General features: G+C 56.3%; 20 protein-coding genes and 2 pseudogenes. 6 read left to right on the top strand and 16 right to left on the bottom strand.

The window, feature by feature from the left end:
- Positions 1 to 68: 68 nt before the first annotated feature.
- The 10 genes and pseudogenes from K6L24_RS18680 to K6L24_RS18635 all read right to left on the bottom strand — a co-directional run bounded on the left by K6L24_RS18680 (position 69) and on the right by K6L24_RS18635 (position 7,015).
- Entirely contained in the window at positions 69 to 1,055 is a 987-nt protein-coding gene (locus tag K6L24_RS18680) for a glutathione S-transferase family protein (protein WP_118664796.1), read from the bottom strand.
- 83 nt (positions 1,056 to 1,138) lie between these two features.
- A complete protein-coding gene (locus tag K6L24_RS18675) occupies positions 1,139 to 1,528 on the bottom strand; it encodes a DoxX family protein (protein WP_222681722.1) in 390 nt (129 codons plus the stop codon).
- Positions 1,529 to 1,736: 208 nt separating this feature from the next.
- Positions 1,737 to 2,018, bottom strand: coding sequence for a YqjK-like family protein (locus K6L24_RS18670; RefSeq protein ID WP_062745560.1), 282 nt, complete (start codon positions 2,016 to 2,018; stop codon positions 1,737 to 1,739).
- On the bottom strand, positions 2,018 to 2,410 hold the full coding sequence (locus K6L24_RS18665) for a phage holin family protein (RefSeq protein ID WP_062745558.1): 393 nt from the start codon (positions 2,408 to 2,410) through the stop codon (positions 2,018 to 2,020). Before K6L24_RS18665 ends, K6L24_RS18670 begins: the two co-directional genes overlap by 1 nt.
- A gap of 1 nt (position 2,411) precedes the next feature.
- Positions 2,412 to 2,717, bottom strand: a complete 306-nt coding sequence (locus K6L24_RS18660; RefSeq protein WP_062745555.1) for an ElaB/YgaM/YqjD family protein — start codon at positions 2,715 to 2,717, stop codon at positions 2,412 to 2,414.
- A 48-nt stretch (positions 2,718 to 2,765) separates the two neighbouring features.
- Positions 2,766 to 3,137: a DUF1090 domain-containing protein gene (locus K6L24_RS18655; protein ID WP_118664794.1), complete on the bottom strand. Its 372-nt coding sequence runs from the start codon at positions 3,135 to 3,137 to the stop codon at positions 2,766 to 2,768.
- Positions 3,138 to 3,296: 159 nt separating this feature from the next.
- Positions 3,297 to 3,677, bottom strand: coding sequence for an EnvZ/OmpR regulon moderator MzrA (gene mzrA / locus K6L24_RS18650; RefSeq protein WP_240043785.1), 381 nt, complete (start codon positions 3,675 to 3,677; stop codon positions 3,297 to 3,299).
- Positions 3,677 to 4,351, bottom strand: a complete 675-nt coding sequence (locus tag K6L24_RS18645; protein WP_062745547.1) for a DedA family protein — start codon at positions 4,349 to 4,351, stop codon at positions 3,677 to 3,679. The genes mzrA (K6L24_RS18650) and K6L24_RS18645 overlap by 1 nt, the downstream gene beginning before the upstream one ends.
- Before the next feature lie 315 nt (positions 4,352 to 4,666).
- Positions 4,667 to 5,443, bottom strand: a complete 777-nt coding sequence (gene exuR / locus K6L24_RS18640) for a transcriptional regulator ExuR (RefSeq protein WP_062745544.1) — start codon at positions 5,441 to 5,443, stop codon at positions 4,667 to 4,669.
- Positions 5,444 to 5,702: 259 nt separating this feature from the next.
- Positions 5,703 to 7,015: pseudogene (locus tag K6L24_RS18635) on the bottom strand (MFS transporter).
- A 371-nt stretch (positions 7,016 to 7,386) separates the two neighbouring features.
- Between K6L24_RS18635 and uxaC (K6L24_RS18630) the strand changes: the two are divergent.
- The 3 genes and pseudogenes from uxaC (K6L24_RS18630) to K6L24_RS18620 all read left to right on the top strand — a co-directional run.
- Complete coding sequence (gene uxaC, locus K6L24_RS18630) at positions 7,387 to 8,796, top strand: glucuronate isomerase (RefSeq protein ID WP_222681721.1); 1,410 nt, start codon at positions 7,387 to 7,389, stop codon at positions 8,794 to 8,796.
- Between the two features lie 22 nt (positions 8,797 to 8,818).
- The gene (locus K6L24_RS18625; protein WP_222681720.1) at positions 8,819 to 10,294 is read left to right on the top strand and encodes a tagaturonate reductase; all 1,476 of its coding nucleotides are present in this window, start codon (positions 8,819 to 8,821) and stop codon (positions 10,292 to 10,294) included.
- A pseudogene (locus K6L24_RS18620) lies at positions 10,278 to 11,605 on the top strand (UxaA family hydrolase); the annotation flags it as partial. The gene K6L24_RS18625 and the pseudogene K6L24_RS18620, both read left to right, overlap by 17 nt.
- A gap of 8 nt (positions 11,606 to 11,613) precedes the next feature.
- On the opposite strand, the gene K6L24_RS22335 reads toward K6L24_RS18620, so the two are convergent.
- The 5 genes from K6L24_RS22335 to K6L24_RS18600 form a co-directional block, all read right to left on the bottom strand.
- Entirely contained in the window at positions 11,614 to 11,985 is a 372-nt protein-coding gene (locus K6L24_RS22335; protein WP_118664794.1) for a DUF1090 domain-containing protein, read from the bottom strand.
- A 159-nt stretch (positions 11,986 to 12,144) separates the two neighbouring features.
- Positions 12,145 to 12,525 carry an EnvZ/OmpR regulon moderator MzrA gene (gene mzrA / locus K6L24_RS18615; RefSeq protein ID WP_240043785.1) on the bottom strand — a complete coding sequence of 127 codons (381 nt, stop codon included), beginning with the start codon at positions 12,523 to 12,525 and terminating at the stop codon, positions 12,145 to 12,147.
- Positions 12,525 to 13,199, bottom strand: coding sequence for a DedA family protein (locus K6L24_RS18610; protein WP_062745547.1), 675 nt, complete (start codon positions 13,197 to 13,199; stop codon positions 12,525 to 12,527). Before K6L24_RS18610 ends, mzrA (K6L24_RS18615) begins: the two co-directional genes overlap by 1 nt.
- A 315-nt stretch (positions 13,200 to 13,514) precedes the next feature.
- The gene (gene exuR / locus K6L24_RS18605; RefSeq protein ID WP_062745544.1) at positions 13,515 to 14,291 is read right to left on the bottom strand and encodes a transcriptional regulator ExuR; all 777 of its coding nucleotides are present in this window, start codon (positions 14,289 to 14,291) and stop codon (positions 13,515 to 13,517) included.
- Between the two features lie 259 nt (positions 14,292 to 14,550).
- Positions 14,551 to 15,864: an MFS transporter gene (locus K6L24_RS18600; protein WP_062745541.1), complete on the bottom strand. Its 1,314-nt coding sequence runs from the start codon at positions 15,862 to 15,864 to the stop codon at positions 14,551 to 14,553.
- Positions 15,865 to 16,235: 371 nt separating this feature from the next.
- Between K6L24_RS18600 and uxaC (K6L24_RS18595) the strand changes: the two genes are divergently transcribed.
- Genes uxaC (K6L24_RS18595) through K6L24_RS18585 form a run of 3 tightly spaced genes read left to right on the top strand, consistent with a single transcriptional unit; the run spans position 16,236 to position 20,617 of the window.
- Entirely contained in the window at positions 16,236 to 17,645 is a 1,410-nt protein-coding gene (gene uxaC / locus K6L24_RS18595) for a glucuronate isomerase (RefSeq protein ID WP_222681721.1), read from the top strand.
- 22 nt (positions 17,646 to 17,667) lie between these two features.
- Positions 17,668 to 19,143 carry a tagaturonate reductase gene (locus tag K6L24_RS18590; RefSeq protein WP_222681720.1) on the top strand — a complete coding sequence of 492 codons (1,476 nt, stop codon included), beginning with the start codon at positions 17,668 to 17,670 and terminating at the stop codon, positions 19,141 to 19,143.
- Positions 19,127 to 20,617 carry a UxaA family hydrolase gene (locus tag K6L24_RS18585; RefSeq protein ID WP_222681719.1) on the top strand — a complete coding sequence of 497 codons (1,491 nt, stop codon included), beginning with the start codon at positions 19,127 to 19,129 and terminating at the stop codon, positions 20,615 to 20,617. Before K6L24_RS18590 ends, K6L24_RS18585 begins: the two co-directional genes overlap by 17 nt.
- A gap of 72 nt (positions 20,618 to 20,689) precedes the next feature.
- Here the strand turns inward: K6L24_RS18585 and sstT are convergent, their stop codons facing one another.
- Positions 20,690 to 21,928: a serine/threonine transporter SstT gene (sstT, locus tag K6L24_RS18580; RefSeq protein ID WP_118664784.1), complete on the bottom strand. Its 1,239-nt coding sequence runs from the start codon at positions 21,926 to 21,928 to the stop codon at positions 20,690 to 20,692.
- Positions 21,929 to 21,982: the final 54 nt, after the last annotated feature.

Raw genomic sequence — 21,982 nt, 5'->3', positions numbered from 1 at the left:
TTGTGCCAGATCAATAAAGGGTGCGGAACATCCAGGGCGGGGAGGAAAATCGCCCTGGTTGCTAAGGGTTAACCGAAATGCCGGTCACGGCCGTGAGGAACATCCCAGTCGTACGCCGGGCCCAGTGAGATCACGCCGCTTGGGTTAATGGTCTTATGGCTGCAGTAGTAATGATGACGGATATGATCAAGATTAACGGTCTCCGCCAGGCCGGGCGTCTGCCACAGGTCACGCAGAAAACCGTTCAGGTTCAGGTAATCACTCACCCGGTGACGGTCGCATTTGAAGTGAGTGACGTACACCGGGTCGAAACGCACCAGCGTGGTCCACAGGCGGATATCGGCCTCCGTCAGGTGTTCCCCGGCAAGATAGCGGTGTTGACCCAGCAGGGTTTCCAGCCGGTCCAGCGATGCGAATAGCGCGGTTACCGCCTCATCATAGGCTGGCTGGCTGGTGGCAAACCCCGACTTATACACGCCGTTGTTGACCGTATCGTAGATCCAGCCATTCAGTTCATCAATTTCAGCATGCAGATCCTGCGGATAATAGTCTCCGGCGCGCGCACCAACACCGTCAAAGGCGCTGTTAAACATGCGGATAATATCGGCTGATTCATTGCTGACGATAGTGTGCTGCTGTTTGTCCCACAGCACCGGGACCGTCACGCGGCCGGTATACTGCGGGTCGGCGTGGAGGTAGAGCTGGTAAAGATATTCGTTCTGATACAGGCTATCGCCGGTAGCAGCAGGGAAATCTTCATCAAAGGTCCAGCCGTTTTCCAGCATCAGTGGATGCACCACCGAGACTGAAATCAGATCGGACAGCCCTTTTAATTCGCGCATAATCAGCGTGCGGTGTGCCCACGGGCAGGCGAGAGACACATACAGATGGTAGCGATCGGCTTCAGCGCGAAAACCCGCTTTGCCGGTTGGGCCGGCTTCACCATCGGCGGTAACCCAGTTGCGAAAGGCAGATTCAGAACGTTTAAAACGGCCGCCTGTGGCTTTGGTGTCATACCACTGGTCGTGCCAGACGCCTTCAATCAGTTGTCCCATAGTGTTGCTCCTTTCCGTAACATAAAAGGGGTGAGGATATGATCCTCACCCCCGATAATCTTAGTATAACGGGTACTGTGGATTTACCACTTCTTACCCAGCAGACGGTCAATACTCAGTGCGCCCGGGCCGTTAATCGCCAGCAGCAGGAAACCGCCCGCAATGCTGATGTTTTTCAGGAACATGGTCGGACCATCGACCGCAAAGTTACTGTGCGCCAGGATAGCGGTCAGCACGGTAAAGATAGCGGTAATCAGCGCGGTGGTACGGGTCAGGAAGCCGAACATAATCGCCAGACCACCACCAAACTCCAGCAGCACGGTCAGGGGGACGAAGAGAGCAGGGATGCCCATTGAGGCCATAAACTGCTGGGTGCCTGCATAATCGGTCAGCTTGCCCCAGCCGGCAACCACAAACAGAATGGCCATCAGGATGCGCGCCAGAACAATACCGGTATCTTCGACTTTTTTCATGATTATCCCCAAACAAGATTAGTTGGTCGTGCAAGCGGCCCGACCGGATTGGCTCAGGTCTGATGCGTGTTAACCGCTCAGTACCTTTCGTTGCTGGAGATAATAGTCGGGGAAGCAAACCATTGTAAGCGAGATAATCTGTCGAAGTTATTCAAGAAAACTGGAGAAGAGGCGGCCGCCGCGTAGCTGCGGCCGCTAATGCAGAGGATTATCGGCGCGGCAGATAGTTACGAACCATCCGCCAGGTGCTCCAGGCACCCAGGCCGCGTCTGGCCCAGCGGCCCATGAAACGCGGATTACGCACGGACCAGATTGCCATCACACCGCTGCCAATGGTCAGCCAGCGTTTGGCACTGAGCAGCGTCAAAAAGCCGTGATCGTAACGTGCAGTCTTGTCGAGCCAGGCTTTACGTCCGGCGCTCAGGTCCAGTCGCTGTTGCTGAATTTGCCGGAGTAGTTCAGCTTTACGTGCATCGCGTTCGCGGCTCATCAGTCATCCTCCAGCAGCTTGCGGTCTTCCGACAGCTCCTTGCGGGTGGCGCTAAGCAGCGTTGAGCGGCGTGATTTTGCCAGCGTCCACAGACCAAAGATCAGCGCCAGGGCGAACAGCACGCCGGTCGTAATGGCTATGGCCATCAGACGATACTGTGCATCGACTGCCCAGATTACCAACACCATCAGGCTCATCAGACCAAAGGCAGTAAACAGCATCGTCAGGCCAACCATCAACAGCATCTGTATCAGGTTCGCTTTTTCAGCTTCCAGCTCCACTACCGCCAGACGGATGCGTGTTTCCACCATCCCTACCAGAGTAGTAACAATTCGCTGACCGATGTTTAAGACCCCTTTGCCGGGGCCGTGGCTTGGCTGATGTTCTGCCATATTAACGACGGGTCAGCAGCACGCCCAGTACAACGCCAACTGCGGCGCCAATACCTACGCTGGTCCACGGGTTATCACGCACATAAACATCGGTACGCTCTGCGGCTTCGCGGGTGGTCTGCGCAATGCGATCACCGGAATCACCCAGGCGGGCGCGGGTATCTTTCAGCGCGCTCTGCGCTTTGCTGCGCAGCTTGTCCAGTTCAGTTTTAGACTTCTCACCGGAGGTCGTTAACACTTCTTCCAGCGTATCAGCCAGGTTTTTCAGCTCGGCGCGCAGATGTTCTGATGTAGTATCTTTAGACATTGAAAACTCCTTTACCTTAGTTTTAATGACGTTGGCAGAGTGTGCCCGTTACCAGGGCGCAGCCTGCACTTCCTTCAGCTCATGTCGGGCATCAGCCAGTTTCTGTTCGCGTTTGGCAATCTTATCGCGGTCGTTTCCTTCCGCTTTTTCCTGCTTCAGTTCCTGTTCCCGCTCGGCCACTTTTTTCTCGTGCTGCCTGATCTTATCCTGATGGGCTGCTTTCAGACTGGCATCACTACAGTTCGCGTGGGTCTCCGTTAACGCACGTTCAAGACCGTTAACCCGACGCTGATTGTCGTGTTTTTTCGCCATGTCGATTTCATGCTGGATAGACTGCTCTTTCTGCTGACAGAGCGTATCTGCCTGCGAGAAAGTGGCAAACATAAGCAGGCTCGCGCCAAGAATAAAATGGTTTTTCATCGTGATTGTGACCTTCCTTTGCGAGATATCAAGTGACAGATATCGTTGTCCTGAAACAGGTGTATCGCATTTTACTGCTTATGAAGCATAGACAGAAAATAGCAAAATCTCAAAAACAGAGAGCATTCTTAAGGATAAACCCGATGAAAAGGGAGGGGATCAGCCGACAGATTGCGGCCGCAGGCTGATGCGGTTTATCCAGTTAGCCGCATCATTGTTATCATGCCGTGCAATATCGAACCCGTAGGGCAACAGTTTACGCAGCACTTTCTCAGCCGCTGCGCTCTGCTCCATGGAGTCAAATTTGATAATCAGCGCGTTCTGTTCCGGCGTAATACTTTTGATCTGAATACCCTGGGCATTGAGCGTCTGATAGACATAAAAGCCATCCGGCAGGCTGATTCCCTGACGGGAAGCCCGGATTTGCAGGGCATTTTCACTGCGAAACAGGCTGGGCATTAGCACCAGTGCTAACAGGGCGATGGCCATCAGCGGCAACAGCCGCAGGAGACGCGTCGGTAATTTCATCAAACCGGACATCATGAGTTTCCTTTCTCATTTGTGGATTGCTTCTTACGCCACAGGACATACAGTGAGCCGCACAGGCCAAACACCAGTAAAAACAGGGGCAGTAACATCAGGCAGAACATCAGCTGATCTTCATATTTCAGGAAAATCGGTGTTTTACCCAGCGCGTATCCCATCACGGTCAAAATCAGCACCCACAGCAGGGCGCTCATCCAGTTGAAAAACTGAAAACGGGCATTGCTCAGACCAGAAAGGCCGGCAATGGTGGGCAGCAGCGTGCGGACAAAGGCGATAAAGCGGCCGACCAGCAGCGCAGAGAGACCGTGGCGGTGGAACATCTGATGGGCACGCTGATGATATTGCGCAGGCAGATGGGACAGCCATTTTTGCACCGTAACCGTATTTCCCAGCCACCGGCCCTGTATATAACTTACCCAGCAGCCGAGACTGGCCGCCGTGGTCAGGACACACACTGTCAGGGCAAAATTCATGGTTCCTTTAGCTATCAGTACGCCGACCAGAATCAGCAGGCTGTCACCCGGAAGAAAGGCGGCGGGCAGCAATCCATTTTCGAGGAACAAAATCATAAACAGAACAAAGTAAATCGCCCATACCAGCGTCGGGTCAGCCAGGGTGGCATAATCCTGTTGCCAGAGAGCGTGCACCAGAGATTTGAAAATATCCATTAATAGTCCTGAACGTCATAGTTGGCCTGTTTCATCTTTTTTGCACACTTAATTCATCGTTATATCGGTGCTGATTAGCATAAAACGGGCGGCGGAACAGCATGGCTGGTGAATATGACCTCGCCTTTTATCCCGTGCAGGAACGGGTAAAAAAGACGGATAACTGTAACAAAATTACGCAAGCCTGGACAGGAAGAAACACAGGCCTAACGATGTTTTACCGTTGTACTGCGTTGTCTGGAAGGAGTTTTACACAGGCTGACACTATTGAAGGTTTTTTGACTCAAAGAGTCAGCTCAGCCTGGAGGAAGAGTGCTATTTTTCGCTGTTTGCCACTGATTCCGGTATGACGACCGGGTTTTCGGCAAACATGTAACGGTCGACGTTAAATTCGAAGTCATCTGTGGTGGCATGAAACAACATCTGTTTGGTGTTCTCAAGGTGCTGCCACATGGCCAGCTTACTGGCCGCCGGGTCCTTGCGCATCAGGGCTTTCAGGATATTATCGTGATCCTCGCACCAGCTCTCAATCGACTTTTCATCAATATGTTCATGCAATTTCAGCCAGTACGGGTTATGCAGACGATGTAGCCACATTTTTTCTACAATAGCCGCCAGCGCACTGTTTTGCGTCGCCAGCGCAATCTGTACGTGGAATTTCATATCCCACTCGGAATCGCGGAAACGATCTTCTTTTCGCGCCTGAGTCTGGATCGCCATTAACTGCAGGATATCCTGGCGTGTCACCTGGGTGGCGGCAAACTCGGCGACGTTGCTTTCAATCAACTGACGGGCCTGCAGTAGCTCAAAAGGTCCGAAGTTGGCAAACTCCAGCTGACTGCTGGTGGCGATGCGATTTTGCTGGCTCAGGGAAACGACATGGATGCCGGAACCTTTCCGCACTTCGACGTAGCCTTCCACTTCCAGCATGATGATCGCTTCCCGTACCACGGTTCGGCTGACGCCCATCTCTTCTGCGATAAAACGCTCCGCAGGTAATTTTTCGCCAACCTGATACAGGCCCTGCTCCAGGCGTCTTTTCAGTTCGGCGGCCAGCTGTTGATAGAGACGGCGCGACTCAGTTAATTCCATGCTCCACGTTCCCCTTCAGGTCACACTGATAATGGAATTTGTTATACCACTTTTCACGGTGACGGGTCGACCCTCCTGCAAAAACGGTACTCGTTGTGAGATCAAATCCGACGCGACATCGCGGTGTCCTGCAGGGCTGACCTGTTATTGCGGTCACCCTCGCTCATGCTTTGCTCCACGGGGCCGCTCTGCGCGACTGGCCGACCAAAACAGAAGGTCGGCCATCTCAGTGAGAATACTGCAGGGGGCGCCCGCAGTATTATGCGGAATGCTGGGTCACCACCCCGGCCATTTTCTCTTTTTTCTCCTGCTCCAGCTCTGAAATGGGTTTATTTTTCAGCAGCGTCCAGATGGCGACCGCCCCTAACAGGTCAAACACCGCCAGCGCGGCAAACAGCGGGCTGAACCCCATGGTATCGGCCAGCGCGCCGACAACGAGGGCGAACATGGTACTGGCGGTCCAGGCTGCCATGCCGGTCAGCCCGTTTGCGGTGGCCACTTCATTGCGACCGAAAACGTCAGAAGAGAGCGTGATCAGCGAACCGGAAAGCGCCTGATGGGCAAAACCGCCGACGCACAGCAGAGCAATAGCGGCATAAGGACTGGTAAACAGCCCGATGGTGCCCGGGCCAATCATCAGGACTGCTCCCATGGTGACCACCAGCTTGCGCGAGACGATCAGGTTAACGCCAAACACGCGCTGGAAGAACGGCGGCAGATAGCCTCCGACAATACAGCCGAGGTCAGCAAACAGCATCGGCATCCAGGCGAACATGGCAATTTCTTTAAGATTGAAACCGTACGCCTTGAACATAAACAGCGGGATCCAGGCGTTGAATGTGCCCCAGGCGGGCTCCGCCAGAAAGCGCGGCAGGGCAATGCCCCAGAACTGACGGTTACGTACAATCTGCCAGGCGGACATTTTTTTGCCGTTATGGGTCTGATGCTGGGCTTCCTGGCCGGAAAGGATGTATTCGCGCTCTTCGGGATCCAGTTTCTTCTGATCTTTCGGATGCTTATAGAACACCAGCCAGCACAGTGCCCAGATCATGCTCAACACGCCGGTAATGATAAACGCCATCTGCCAGCTGTGTGCCACGATAGCCCACACGACCAGCGGGGGCGCCAGCATGGCACCAATGGACGACCCGACATTGAAATAGCCGACGGCAATTGAACGCTCCTTAGCGGGGAACCATTCGCTGCTGGCCTTTAGCCCGGCGGGGATCATGGCTGCCTCAGCGGCCCCCACTGCCCCCTGGCTATCGCCAGCCCGCCCCAGCTGCCTGCCAGCGCGGTGGCGGCGCAGAACACCGCCCAGAGAATGGCGAACAGGGCATAGCCGATTTTGGTACCCAGCACATCGAGGATATAGCCAGCCACAGGCTGCATGATGGTGTAACAGGCTGAATAGGCGGCAACAATATAGGAATATTGTTGTGTGGTGATATGCAGCTCTGTCTCCAGCGTGGGGGCCGCCACGGCGATGGCGTTACGCGTCAGGTAACCCAGGATGGTACCGATGGTCACCAGACCGATCATGTACCAGCGTAACCCTTTAATTTTACGCATTTAAAACCTCTTCCCGTAATTATTGTTGATGTCACGTCAGGGGGACGTGCACCTGTAAGGGGCGGGACGGCCTGCTGCGTACAGCACCCGCACGGTAATTTCACGACAACCTTGCCTGCTCAATATGAAACGCCGACACGATAACTTGTCATACAGATTTAAAAGTTGAGAGCCATCACAAAAACCATTTTTGCAATGAGGGATAATAAAACCACTGAAAACACAGGAGGATAGCTTCTGAAGGCGTGAAAGGCAGTCTGATTCACGGATAAATAGTGGTGTTTTTGTGATCGCATTCGCACTATTATTTCAGCGGCAATCATAATTGGTATGATAACTTTACTGGCATCAGACCCAGCAGGAGAGACCCCATGTCACGCTTTATGAGTGAAGACTTTCTACTCGACAGTGAATTTGCCCGCCGGCTTTACCATGATTACGCCGCTGATCAGCCGATCTTTGACTATCACTGCCACCTGCCGCCGCAGCAAATTGCTGAAAACTATCGTTTTAACAATCTCTACGACATCTGGCTGAAGGGCGACCACTACAAATGGCGGGCGATGCGTGCCAACGGCGTCGCAGAAGCCCTGTGTACCGGAGAGGCCAGCGACCGGGCGAAGTTTGATGCCTGGGCGCGCACGGTGCCGGACACCATTGGGAATCCCCTGTACCACTGGACACATCTGGAGCTGCGCCGGCCGTTTGGTATCACCAATACGCTGTTGTCGCCCGCGACGGCTGATGCCATCTGGCACCAGTGCAATGAAATGCTGGCGCAGGAGGCGTTCAGCGCGCGTGGCATCATGCAGCAGATGAAGGTGAAAATGGTCGGCACCACTGATGACCCGGTGGATGACCTGCGCCATCACCGTGCACTGGCCGAAGACAGCAGCTTTGCCACAAAAGTGCTGCCGAGCTGGCGTCCGGATAAGGCGTTCAATATCGAGGCGGAAGGTTTCACCGACTATTTGCACACCCTGTCTGCGGTAGCCGATGTCGCCGTCACCCGCTTTGATGACCTGCGGCGTGCACTGAGCGTGCGGCTTGACCACTTTGCCGCCCACGGCTGTAAGGTGTCTGACCATGCGCTGGATGTGGTGCTGTATGGCGAGGCGGATGATGCGACGCTGGATGCCATCCTGGCGCGCCGCCTCGGTGGGCAGATCCCGCCGGAAAGTGAGATCGCCCAGTTCAAGACCGCCGTGCTGGTGTGGCTGGGGGCCGAATATGCCCGCCGGGGTTGGGTGCAGCAGTACCACATTGGCGCACTGCGCAATAACAATCGCCGCCAGCTACAGCTTCTGGGGCCGGATGTCGGCTTTGACTCGATTAACGATCGCCCGCTGGCGGAACCGCTGTCGAAACTGCTGGATGCGCAGAACCGCGATAATGCGCTGCCCAAAACCATCCTCTACTGCCTGAACCCGCGCGATAACGAAGTGCTGGCGACAATGGTCGGGAATTTCCAGGGGGAAGGGCAGCCGGGCAAAATGCAGTTTGGTTCAGCCTGGTGGTTTAACGATCAGAAAGATGGCATGGAACGGCAGATGACCCAACTGGCGCAGATGGGTCTGTTAAGCCGCTTCGTCGGTATGCTGACCGACAGCCGCAGCTTCCTCTCTTACACCCGCCACGAATATTTCCGCCGCCTGCTGTGCCAGATGATTGGCCGCTGGGTAGAGAAAGGCGAAGCACCGGGGGATATCGCGCTGCTGGGCGAAATGGTACAGAACATCTGCTTTAACAACGCCCGCGATTACTTCGCCATTGAGCTGTAGCCGGGTAATGAAGGAAGAGAAAATGCGTAAGCTGAACCGACACGATTTTCCGGGGCCGCGCTATCCTGAGCGCATTATCCAGTTCGGAGAGGGCAATTTCCTGCGTGCCTTCATCGACTGGCAGGTCGACCAGCTCAATGAGCATACCGACCTGGCGGCCGGTGTGGTGGTGGTCAGGCCGCGCGGCGGCAGCAGTCCCCGCAGTCTGAACAGTCAGGACGGGCTTTACACCACCCTGATCCGGGGGCTCACTGCGGGGGGCGAGGTGGTCAGTGAGGCACGCCTGATCCGCTCGGTGAACCGCGAAATCCAGCCCACAGAGGATTTTGCCGCTTTTATGGCGCTGGCACACGATCCCCGGCTGCGCATTGTGGTGTCCAATACCACCGAGGCAGGGATCTACGTTGACCCGGCAGATACGCTGGCGTCTGCGCCGCCTGTCAGCTTCCCGGCTAAGTTAACGCGCCTGCTGCTGGCGCGCTGGCAGCACTTTAACGGCGCGGCAGACAAAGGCTGGATTATGCTGCCGTGCGAGCTGATTGACGATAACGGAGAGGCGTTGCGGTCGTGCGTGTTACAGACGGCGCAGCGCTGGCAGCTGCCGGCAGACTTTATGCAGTGGGTCAGCCAGCACAACACGTTCTGTTCAACGCTGGTGGATCGCATTGTCACAGGCTATCCGCAGGATGCCCGCGAACTGGCAGCCGGGCTGGGCTATCAGGATGACTATCTGGTGGCAGGCGAAGTGTATTACCAACTGGTGATCCAGGGACCCTCTTCTGTCGCGGAGGTGCTGCGGCTGAACAAGCTGGATCTGAATATCCGTCTGGTGGACGACATCAAACCCTATAAAGCGCGCAAAGTGGCCATCCTCAATGGGGCACATACAGCGATGGTACCGGTGGCTTTTCTCGCCGGTCTGAACGCCGTGGGCGACGCGATGGACGATCCGGCGGTTGCCGGCTTTGTCGATGAGATGCTGCGTCACGAAATCATTCCGACACTGGCACAGCCGGTGGCGGAGCTGAACGCTTTTGCGGATGCGGTGCTGACCCGTTTTCGTAATCCGTTTATCCGCCATCAGCTCAGTAGCATCGCCCTGAACGGCATGACGAAATTCCGTACCCGGCTGCTGCCGGCTCTGCTGTGGCAGCAGGCGCAGCACGGCACGCCGCCACCTTATCTGAGCTTTGCGCTGGCCGCGCTGCTGGCGTACTACCGGGGCGAACGTGACGGTGAGTGCTACCCGTTGCAGGATGACGCTCACTGGCTGGCACGCTTTGCCGTGCTGTGGCCACAGGTGGATGACCGCGTTATCACCCTGCGGCAGCTGGTGGACGAGGTGCTGAGTGACACCGGGCACTGGGGGCAGGATCTCACCGGGCTGTCCGGCCTGGCTGAGTGCGTGACGGCGCAACTGCAGCAGATCACCTCAAGCGGGATGCGCGCCGCACTGGCACAGATCACACAAGGCGGGAAACATGCAAAGCATCATTAAAATACACAGTCTGGATAATGTCGCCGTCGCGCTGCGTGACCTGGAAGAAGGCGAGCACATCCACGAGGGCGGGCTGTCGCTGGTGCTGAAACAGCCGGTCGGCCGTGGACACAAATTTGCCCTGCAGCCTCTGTCAGAAGGCGCGCAGGTCGTGAAGTATGGCCTGCCCATTGGCCATGCAACCCAGGCGATCGCTGCAGGGGAGATGATCCACTCGAACAACGCGCGTACCAACCTCAGCGACCTGAATGAATACCAGTATCAGCCGATTACGTTACGCTGCCTGAACAGGCCGCCGACCGTGAGATACAGATCTATCGTCGCAGCAGCGGTGAAGTGGGCATTCGCAATGAGCTGTGGATCCTGCCCACCGTGGGCTGTGTCAACGGTATTGCCCGCCAGATCCTGCAGCGTTTCCTGAAAGAGACCGCCGGGGCGCCCGGTATTGATGGCGTCCATCTGTTCAGCCATCCTTTCGGCTGTTCGCAGCTCGGCCAGGATCATGAGAATACCCGCACCATGTTGCAAAATATGGTGCGACACCCTAACGCCGGTGCCGTGCTGGTGATAGGCCTCGGCTGCGAAAACAATCAGGTGGACGTGTTCCGCGAGACGCTGGGTCACGTTGACCCTCAGCGGGTGAAGTTTATGGTCTGCCAGCAGCAGGACGATGAAGTGGAAGCCGGCCTGGCGTTACTGCACCCGCTGTATGAGGCGATGCGCCACGATCGCCGCCAGCCGGGCCGACTCAGCGAACTGAAGTTCGGTCTGGAGTGCGGAGGATCGGACGGCCTGTCGGGGATCACCGCCAATCCGCTGCTTGGACGTTTCTCTGACCAGATGATTGCTAACGGCGGCACCACGGTGCTGACCGAGGTGCCGGAGATGTTCGGCGCGGAACGTATTCTGATGAGCCGCTGTCGCGATGCGGCGACCTTTGAAAAAACCGTCACCCTGATCAACGACTTCAAGCAGTATTTTATCGCCCACAACCAGCCGATTTATGAAAATCCGTCCCCGGGCAATAAAGCCGGAGGCATCACTACGCTGGAAGAGAAGTCGCTGGGCTGCACCCAGAAAGCCGGACAGAGCCAGGTGGTGGACGTGCTGAAGTACGGGCAGCGCCTGACGCAGCCGGGGCTGAATTTACTCAGCGCACCGGGTAACGATGCCGTTGCCACCAGCGCCCTGGCCGGGGCAGGCTGCCATATGGTGCTGTTCAGTACCGGACGCGGTACGCCTTACGGGGCTTTGTGCCAACGGTGAAACTCGCTACCAACAGCGAGCTGGCAGCGAAAAAGCCCCATGCCGTGTGCCCGTTACCAGGGCGCAGCCTGCACTTCCTTCAGCTCATGTCGGGCATCAGCCAGTTTCTGTTCGCGTTTGGCAATCTTATCGCGGTCGTTTCCTTCCGCTTTTTCCTGCTTCAGTTCCTGTTCCCGCTCGGCCACTTTTTTCTCGTGCTGCCTGATCTTATCCTGATGGGCTGCTTTCAGACTGGCATCACTACAGTTCGCGTGGGTCTCCGTTAACGCACGTTCAAGACCGTTAACCCGACGCTGATTGTCGTGTTTTTTCGCCATGTCGATTTCATGCTGGATAGACTGCTCTTTCTGCTGACAGAGCGTATCTGCCTGCGAGAAAGTGGCAAACATAAGCAGGCTCGCGCCAAGAATAAAATGGTTTTTCATCGTGATTGTGACCTTCCTTTGCGAGATATCAAGTGACAGATATCGTTGTCCTGAAACAGGTGTATCGCATTTTACTGCTTATGAAGCATAGACAGAAAATAGCAAAATCTCAAAAACAGAGAGCATTCTTAAGGATAAACCCGATGAAAAGGGAGGGGATCAGCCGACAGATTGCGGCCGCAGGCTGATGCGGTTTATCCAGTTAGCCGCATCATTGTTATCATGCCGTGCAATATCGAACCCGTAGGGCAACAGTTTACGCAGCACTTTCTCAGCCGCTGCGCTCTGCTCCATGGAGTCAAATTTGATAATCAGCGCGTTCTGTTCCGGCGTAATACTTTTGATCTGAATACCCTGGGCATTGAGCGTCTGATAGACATAAAAGCCATCCGGCAGGCTGATTCCCTGACGGGAAGCCCGGATTTGCAGGGCATTTTCACTGCGAAACAGGCTGGGCATTAGCACCAGTGCTAACAGGGCGATGGCCATCAGCGGCAACAGCCGCAGGAGACGCGTCGGTAATTTCATCAAACCGGACATCATGAGTTTCCTTTCTCATTTGTGGATTGCTTCTTACGCCACAGGACATACAGTGAGCCGCACAGGCCAAACACCAGTAAAAACAGGGGCAGTAACATCAGGCAGAACATCAGCTGATCTTCATATTTCAGGAAAATCGGTGTTTTACCCAGCGCGTATCCCATCACGGTCAAAATCAGCACCCACAGCAGGGCGCTCATCCAGTTGAAAAACTGAAAACGGGCATTGCTCAGACCAGAAAGGCCGGCAATGGTGGGCAGCAGCGTGCGGACAAAGGCGATAAAGCGGCCGACCAGCAGCGCAGAGAGACCGTGGCGGTGGAACATCTGATGGGCACGCTGATGATATTGCGCAGGCAGATGGGACAGCCATTTTTGCACCGTAACCGTATTTCCCAGCCACCGGCCCTGTATATAACTTACCCAGCAGCCGAGACTGGCCGCCGTGGTCAGGACACACACTGTCAGGGCAAAATTCATGGTTCCTTTAGCTATCAGTACGCCGACCAGAATCAGCAGGCTGTCACCCGGAAGAAAGGCGGCGGGCAGCAATCCATTTTCGAGGAACAAAATCATAAACAGAACAAAGTAAATCGCCCATACCAGCGTCGGGTCAGCCAGGGTGGCATAATCCTGTTGCCAGAGAGCGTGCACCAGAGATTTGAAAATATCCATTAATAGTCCTGAACGTCATAGTTGGCCTGTTTCATCTTTTTTGCACACTTAATTCATCGTTATATCGGTGCTGATTAGCATAAAACGGGCGGCGGAACAGCATGGCTGGTGAATATGACCTCGCCTTTTATCCCGTGCAGGAACGGGTAAAAAAGACGGATAACTGTAACAAAATTACGCAAGCCTGGACAGGAAGAAACACAGGCCTAACGATGTTTTACCGTTGTACTGCGTTGTCTGGAAGGAGTTTTACACAGGCTGACACTATTGAAGGTTTTTTGACTCAAAGAGTCAGCTCAGCCTGGAGGAAGAGTGCTATTTTTCGCTGTTTGCCACTGATTCCGGTATGACGACCGGGTTTTCGGCAAACATGTAACGGTCGACGTTAAATTCGAAGTCATCTGTGGTGGCATGAAACAACATCTGTTTGGTGTTCTCAAGGTGCTGCCACATGGCCAGCTTACTGGCCGCCGGGTCCTTGCGCATCAGGGCTTTCAGGATATTATCGTGATCCTCGCACCAGCTCTCAATCGACTTTTCATCAATATGTTCATGCAATTTCAGCCAGTACGGGTTATGCAGACGATGTAGCCACATTTTTTCTACAATAGCCGCCAGCGCACTGTTTTGCGTCGCCAGCGCAATCTGTACGTGGAATTTCATATCCCACTCGGAATCGCGGAAACGATCTTCTTTTCGCGCCTGAGTCTGGATCGCCATTAACTGCAGGATATCCTGGCGTGTCACCTGGGTGGCGGCAAACTCGGCGACGTTGCTTTCAATCAACTGACGGGCCTGCAGTAGCTCAAAAGGTCCGAAGTTGGCAAACTCCAGCTGACTGCTGGTGGCGATGCGATTTTGCTGGCTCAGGGAAACGACATGGATGCCGGAACCTTTCCGCACTTCGACGTAGCCTTCCACTTCCAGCATGATGATCGCTTCCCGTACCACGGTTCGGCTGACGCCCATCTCTTCTGCGATAAAACGCTCCGCAGGTAATTTTTCGCCAACCTGATACAGGCCCTGCTCCAGGCGTCTTTTCAGTTCGGCGGCCAGCTGTTGATAGAGACGGCGCGACTCAGTTAATTCCATGCTCCACGTTCCCCTTCAGGTCACACTGATAATGGAATTTGTTATACCACTTTTCACGGTGACGGGTCGACCCTCCTGCAAAAACGGTACTCGTTGTGAGATCAAATCCGACGCGACATCGCGGTGTCCTGCAGGGCTGACCTGTTATTGCGGTCACCCTCGCTCATGCTTTGCTCCACGGGGCCGCTCTGCGCGACTGGCCGACCAAAACAGAAGGTCGGCCATCTCAGTGAGAATACTGCAGGGGGCGCCCGCAGTATTATGCGGAATGCTGGGTCACCACCCCGGCCATTTTCTCTTTTTTCTCCTGCTCCAGCTCTGAAATGGGTTTATTTTTCAGCAGCGTCCAGATGGCGACCGCCCCTAACAGGTCAAACACCGCCAGCGCGGCAAACAGCGGGCTGAACCCCATGGTATCGGCCAGCGCGCCGACAACGAGGGCGAACATGGTACTGGCGGTCCAGGCTGCCATGCCGGTCAGCCCGTTTGCGGTGGCCACTTCATTGCGACCGAAAACGTCAGAAGAGAGCGTGATCAGCGAACCGGAAAGCGCCTGATGGGCAAAACCGCCGACGCACAGCAGAGCAATAGCGGCATAAGGACTGGTAAACAGCCCGATGGTGCCCGGGCCAATCATCAGGACTGCTCCCATGGTGACCACCAGCTTGCGCGAGACGATCAGGTTAACGCCAAACACGCGCTGGAAGAACGGCGGCAGATAGCCTCCGACAATACAGCCGAGGTCAGCAAACAGCATCGGCATCCAGGCGAACATGGCAATTTCTTTAAGATTGAAACCGTACGCCTTGAACATAAACAGCGGGATCCAGGCGTTGAATGTGCCCCAGGCGGGCTCCGCCAGAAAGCGCGGCAGGGCAATGCCCCAGAACTGACGGTTACGTACAATCTGCCAGGCGGACATTTTTTTGCCGTTATGGGTCTGATGCTGGGCTTCCTGGCCGGAAAGGATGTATTCGCGCTCTTCGGGATCCAGTTTCTTCTGATCTTTCGGATGCTTATAGAACACCAGCCAGCACAGTGCCCAGATCATGCTCAACACGCCGGTAATGATAAACGCCATCTGCCAGCTGTGTGCCACGATAGCCCACACGACCAGCGGGGGCGCCAGCATGGCACCAATGGACGACCCGACATTGAAATAGCCGACGGCAATTGAACGCTCCTTAGCGGGGAACCATTCGCTGCTGGCCTTTAGCCCGGCGGGGATCATGGCTGCCTCAGCGGCCCCCACTGCCCCCCTGGCTATCGCCAGCCCGCCCCAGCTGCCTGCCAGCGCGGTGGCGGCGCAGAACACCGCCCAGAGAATGGCGAACAGGGCATAGCCGATTTTGGTACCCAGCACATCGAGGATATAGCCAGCCACAGGCTGCATGATGGTGTAACAGGCTGAATAGGCGGCAACAATATAGGAATATTGTTGTGTGGTGATATGCAGCTCTGTCTCCAGCGTGGGGGCCGCCACGGCGATGGCGTTACGCGTCAGGTAACCCAGGATGGTACCGATGGTCACCAGACCGATCATGTACCAGCGTAACCCTTTAATTTTACGCATTTAAAACCTCTTCCCGTAATTATTGTTGATGTCACGTCAGGGGGACGTGCACCTGTAAGGGGCGGGACGGCCTGCTGCGTACAGCACCCGCACGGTAATTTCACGACAACCTTGCCTGCTCAATATGAAACGCCGACACGATAACTTGTCATACAGATTTAAAAGTTGAGAGCCATCACAAAAACCATTTTTGCAATGAGGGATAATAAAACCACTGAAAACACAGGAGGATAGCTTCTGAAGGCGTGAAAGGCAGTCTGATTCACGGATAAATAGTGGTGTTTTTGTGATCGCATTCGCACTATTATTTCAGCGGCAATCATAATTGGTATGATAACTTTACTGGCATCAGACCCAGCAGGAGAGACCCCATGTCACGCTTTATGAGTGAAGACTTTCTACTCGACAGTGAATTTGCCCGCCGGCTTTACCATGATTACGCCGCTGATCAGCCGATCTTTGACTATCACTGCCACCTGCCGCCGCAGCAAATTGCTGAAAACTATCGTTTTAACAATCTCTACGACATCTGGCTGAAGGGCGACCACTACAAATGGCGGGCGATGCGTGCCAACGGCGTCGCAGAAGCCCTGTGTACCGGAGAGGCCAGCGACCGGGCGAAGTTTGATGCCTGGGCGCGCACGGTGCCGGACACCATTGGGAATCCCCTGTACCACTGGACACATCTGGAGCTGCGCCGGCCGTTTGGTATCACCAATACGCTGTTGTCGCCCGCGACGGCTGATGCCATCTGGCACCAGTGCAATGAAATGCTGGCGCAGGAGGCGTTCAGCGCGCGTGGCATCATGCAGCAGATGAAGGTGAAAATGGTCGGCACCACTGATGACCCGGTGGATGACCTGCGCCATCACCGTGCACTGGCCGAAGACAGCAGCTTTGCCACAAAAGTGCTGCCGAGCTGGCGTCCGGATAAGGCGTTCAATATCGAGGCGGAAGGTTTCACCGACTATTTGCACACCCTGTCTGCGGTAGCCGATGTCGCCGTCACCCGCTTTGATGACCTGCGGCGTGCACTGAGCGTGCGGCTTGACCACTTTGCCGCCCACGGCTGTAAGGTGTCTGACCATGCGCTGGATGTGGTGCTGTATGGCGAGGCGGATGATGCGACGCTGGATGCCATCCTGGCGCGCCGCCTCGGTGGGCAGATCCCGCCGGAAAGTGAGATCGCCCAGTTCAAGACCGCCGTGCTGGTGTGGCTGGGGGCCGAATATGCCCGCCGGGGTTGGGTGCAGCAGTACCACATTGGCGCACTGCGCAATAACAATCGCCGCCAGCTACAGCTTCTGGGGCCGGATGTCGGCTTTGACTCGATTAACGATCGCCCGCTGGCGGAACCGCTGTCGAAACTGCTGGATGCGCAGAACCGCGATAATGCGCTGCCCAAAACCATCCTCTACTGCCTGAACCCGCGCGATAACGAAGTGCTGGCGACAATGGTCGGGAATTTCCAGGGGGAAGGGCAGCCGGGCAAAATGCAGTTTGGTTCAGCCTGGTGGTTTAACGATCAGAAAGATGGCATGGAACGGCAGATGACCCAACTGGCGCAGATGGGTCTGTTAAGCCGCTTCGTCGGTATGCTGACCGACAGCCGCAGCTTCCTCTCTTACACCCGCCACGAATATTTCCGCCGCCTGCTGTGCCAGATGATTGGCCGCTGGGTAGAGAAAGGCGAAGCACCGGGGGATATCGCGCTGCTGGGCGAAATGGTACAGAACATCTGCTTTAACAACGCCCGCGATTACTTCGCCATTGAGCTGTAGCCGGGTAATGAAGGAAGAGAAAATGCGTAAGCTGAACCGACACGATTTTCCGGGGCCGCGCTATCCTGAGCGCATTATCCAGTTCGGAGAGGGCAATTTCCTGCGTGCCTTCATCGACTGGCAGGTCGACCAGCTCAATGAGCATACCGACCTGGCGGCCGGTGTGGTGGTGGTCAGGCCGCGCGGCGGCAGCAGTCCCCGCAGTCTGAACAGTCAGGACGGGCTTTACACCACCCTGATCCGGGGGCTCACTGCGGGGGGCGAGGTGGTCAGTGAGGCACGCCTGATCCGCTCGGTGAACCGCGAAATCCAGCCCACAGAGGATTTTGCCGCTTTTATGGCGCTGGCACACGATCCCCGGCTGCGCATTGTGGTGTCCAATACCACCGAGGCAGGGATCTACGTTGACCCGGCAGATACGCTGGCGTCTGCGCCGCCTGTCAGCTTCCCGGCTAAGTTAACGCGCCTGCTGCTGGCGCGCTGGCAGCACTTTAACGGCGCGGCAGACAAAGGCTGGATTATGCTGCCGTGCGAGCTGATTGACGATAACGGAGAGGCGTTGCGGTCGTGCGTGTTACAGACGGCGCAGCGCTGGCAGCTGCCGGCAGACTTTATGCAGTGGGTCAGCCAGCACAACACGTTCTGTTCAACGCTGGTGGATCGCATTGTCACAGGCTATCCGCAGGATGCCCGCGAACTGGCAGCCGGGCTGGGCTATCAGGATGACTATCTGGTGGCAGGCGAAGTGTATTACCAACTGGTGATCCAGGGACCCTCTTCTGTCGCGGAGGTGCTGCGGCTGAACAAGCTGGATCTGAATATCCGTCTGGTGGACGACATCAAACCCTATAAAGCGCGCAAAGTGGCCATCCTCAATGGGGCACATACAGCGATGGTACCGGTGGCTTTTCTCGCCGGTCTGAACGCCGTGGGCGACGCGATGGACGATCCGGCGGTTGCCGGCTTTGTCGATGAGATGCTGCGTCACGAAATCATTCCGACACTGGCACAGCCGGTGGCGGAGCTGAACGCTTTTGCGGATGCGGTGCTGACCCGTTTTCGTAATCCGTTTATCCGCCATCAGCTCAGTAGCATCGCCCTGAACGGCATGACGAAATTCCGTACCCGGCTGCTGCCGGCTCTGCTGTGGCAGCAGGCGCAGCACGGCACGCCGCCACCTTATCTGAGCTTTGCGCTGGCCGCGCTGCTGGCGTACTACCGGGGCGAACGTGACGGTGAGTGCTACCCGTTGCAGGATGACGCTCACTGGCTGGCACGCTTTGCCGTGCTGTGGCCACAGGTGGATGACCGCGTTATCACCCTGCGGCAGCTGGTGGACGAGGTGCTGAGTGACACCGGGCACTGGGGGCAGGATCTCACCGGGCTGTCCGGCCTGGCTGAGTGCGTGACGGCGCAACTGCAGCAGATCACCTCAAGCGGGATGCGCGCCGCACTGGCACAGATCACACAAGGCGGGAAACATGCAAAGCATCATTAAAATACACAGTCTGGATAATGTCGCCGTCGCGCTGCGTGACCTGGAAGAAGGCGAGCACATCCACGAGGGCGGGCTGTCGCTGGTGCTGAAACAGCCGGTCGGCCGTGGACACAAATTTGCCCTGCAGCCTCTGTCAGAAGGCGCGCAGGTCGTGAAGTATGGCCTGCCCATTGGCCATGCAACCCAGGCGATCGCTGCAGGGGAGATGATCCACTCGAACAACGCGCGTACCAACCTCAGCGACCTGAATGAATACCAGTATCAGCCCGATTACGTTACGCTGCCTGAACAGGCCGCCGACCGTGAGATACAGATCTATCGTCGCAGCAGCGGTGAAGTGGGCATTCGCAATGAGCTGTGGATCCTGCCCACCGTGGGCTGTGTCAACGGTATTGCCCGCCAGATCCTGCAGCGTTTCCTGAAAGAGACCGCCGGGGCGCCCGGTATTGATGGCGTCCATCTGTTCAGCCATCCTTTCGGCTGTTCGCAGCTCGGCCAGGATCATGAGAATACCCGCACCATGTTGCAAAATATGGTGCGACACCCTAACGCCGGTGCCGTGCTGGTGATAGGCCTCGGCTGCGAAAACAATCAGGTGGACGTGTTCCGCGAGACGCTGGGTCACGTTGACCCTCAGCGGGTGAAGTTTATGGTCTGCCAGCAGCAGGACGATGAAGTGGAAGCCGGCCTGGCGTTACTGCACCCGCTGTATGAGGCGATGCGCCACGATCGCCGCCAGCCGGGCCGACTCAGCGAACTGAAGTTCGGTCTGGAGTGCGGAGGATCGGACGGCCTGTCGGGGATCACCGCCAATCCGCTGCTTGGACGTTTCTCTGACCAGATGATTGCTAACGGCGGCACCACGGTGCTGACCGAGGTGCCGGAGATGTTCGGCGCGGAACGTATTCTGATGAGCCGCTGTCGCGATGCGGCGACCTTTGAAAAAACCGTCACCCTGATCAACGACTTCAAGCAGTATTTTATCGCCCACAACCAGCCGATTTATGAAAATCCGTCCCCGGGCAATAAAGCCGGAGGCATCACTACGCTGGAAGAGAAGTCGCTGGGCTGCACCCAGAAAGCCGGACAGAGCCAGGTGGTGGACGTGCTGAAGTACGGGCAGCGCCTGACGCAGCCGGGGCTGAATTTACTCAGCGCACCGGGTAACGATGCCGTTGCCACCAGCGCCCTGGCCGGGGCAGGCTGCCATATGGTGCTGTTCAGTACCGGACGCGGTACGCCTTACGGGGGCTTTGTGCCAACGGTGAAACTCGCTACCAACAGCGAGCTGGCAGCGAAAAAGCCCCACTGGATTGATTTCGATGCCGGACAACTGATCCACGGCGTGGAGATGCCTGCGCTGCTGGCGCAGTTTGTCGATACCATCGTGGCCATTGCTAACGGGCGGCAGACACGTAACGAAGAGAATGATTTTCGCGAGCTGGCGATATTTAAAAGCGGGGTCACGCTGTAATGCCGCCTGTCACCGGTAGCGGGTGAGCGGGGGGCAGGGGCTGACCAGGTCATTTGGTCAGCCCGCTGCGATTTACGCGTTCTTTGCGGCGCGGCGATCGTCGGCCATGCAGGCCGCAGCGGTAAACAGGATGTCCGCCGACGAGTTCAGTGCGGTTTCCGCTGAATCCTGTAATACGCCGATGATAAAGCCCACGGCCACCACCTGCATCGCGACCTCATTCGGAATACCGAACATGTTGCAGGCTACCGGGATCAGCAGCAGGGAACCGCCAGCCACACCCGAGGCCCCGCAGGCACAAATCGAGGCGACCAGACTCAGCAGAATGGCGGTCGGCACGTCAACGTGGATGCCCAGCGTATTAACGGCCGCCAGCGTCAGCACGGTGATGGTAATCGACGCTCCCGCCATGCTGATATTGGCACCAATCGGGATCGAGACCGAATAAGTATCCTCATTCAGACCGAGTTTTTTCGCCAGTGCCATATTGACCGGAATATTGGCGGCAGAGCTACGGGTAAAGAAGGCGGTCACGCCACTTTCGCGCAGGCAGGTGAAGACCAGCGGATACGGGTTACGGCGGATCTGCCACCACACCAGCAGCGGGTTAAACACCAGCGCCATCAGCAGCATACAGCCAATCAGCAGCACCAGCAGGCTGGCATAGTCCCACAGCGCATCAAAGCCGGTAGAAGCCAGAATCGACCCGACCAGGCCAAAAATCCCGATCGGCGCGAAGCGGATCACAATCCGCACCAGGCGGGTGACGGCATCGGAGGCATCATTCAGGAAGGTACGGGTGCTGTCGCTGCTATGGCGGAAGGCAAAGCCCAGGCCAATCGCCCAGACCAGAATACCGATGTAGTTGGCTTTCATCACGGCTTCAACCGGGTTGGTCACCATGCTCATCAGCAGGCCACGCAGCACCTCCAGGATCCCCGACGGCGGCACAATCTCAGTGCTGGCCGCCTTTAATGTCAGATTCTGCGGCAGCAGATGGCTGCCCACCACGGCGACAATCGCCGCGCAGAAGGTACTGAGCAGATAAAGCATAATAATGGGGCGAATATTGGTTTTCTGTCCCTGCTGATGGTTAGCAATCGAGGCGATCACCAGCACCAGCACCAGCAGCGGCGCTACCGCTTTCAGCGCGCTGACAAACAGCTCACCGAGCAGGCCCACCGCCAGCGCATTACTTTTCGAAAACCAGGCCAGGGCAATACCTGCCACCAGACCGATCATGATTTGTGTTACCAGGCTACCCTGCATCAGGCGACGAATCAGCCCGTGGCCACTTTTTTCAGTACGCATAGTTTAAAATCGCTATCGTTATCGATGTATTGGAGTGTGTTTGCGTGGGGCAGT

It is taken from the genome of Erwinia persicina, from assembly GCF_019844095.1.
GTDB lineage: Bacteria > Pseudomonadota > Gammaproteobacteria > Enterobacterales > Enterobacteriaceae > Erwinia > Erwinia persicina.
Note: the sequence above shows the minus strand (reverse complement) of the source record. Positions and strands in the feature narration are given on the sequence as shown.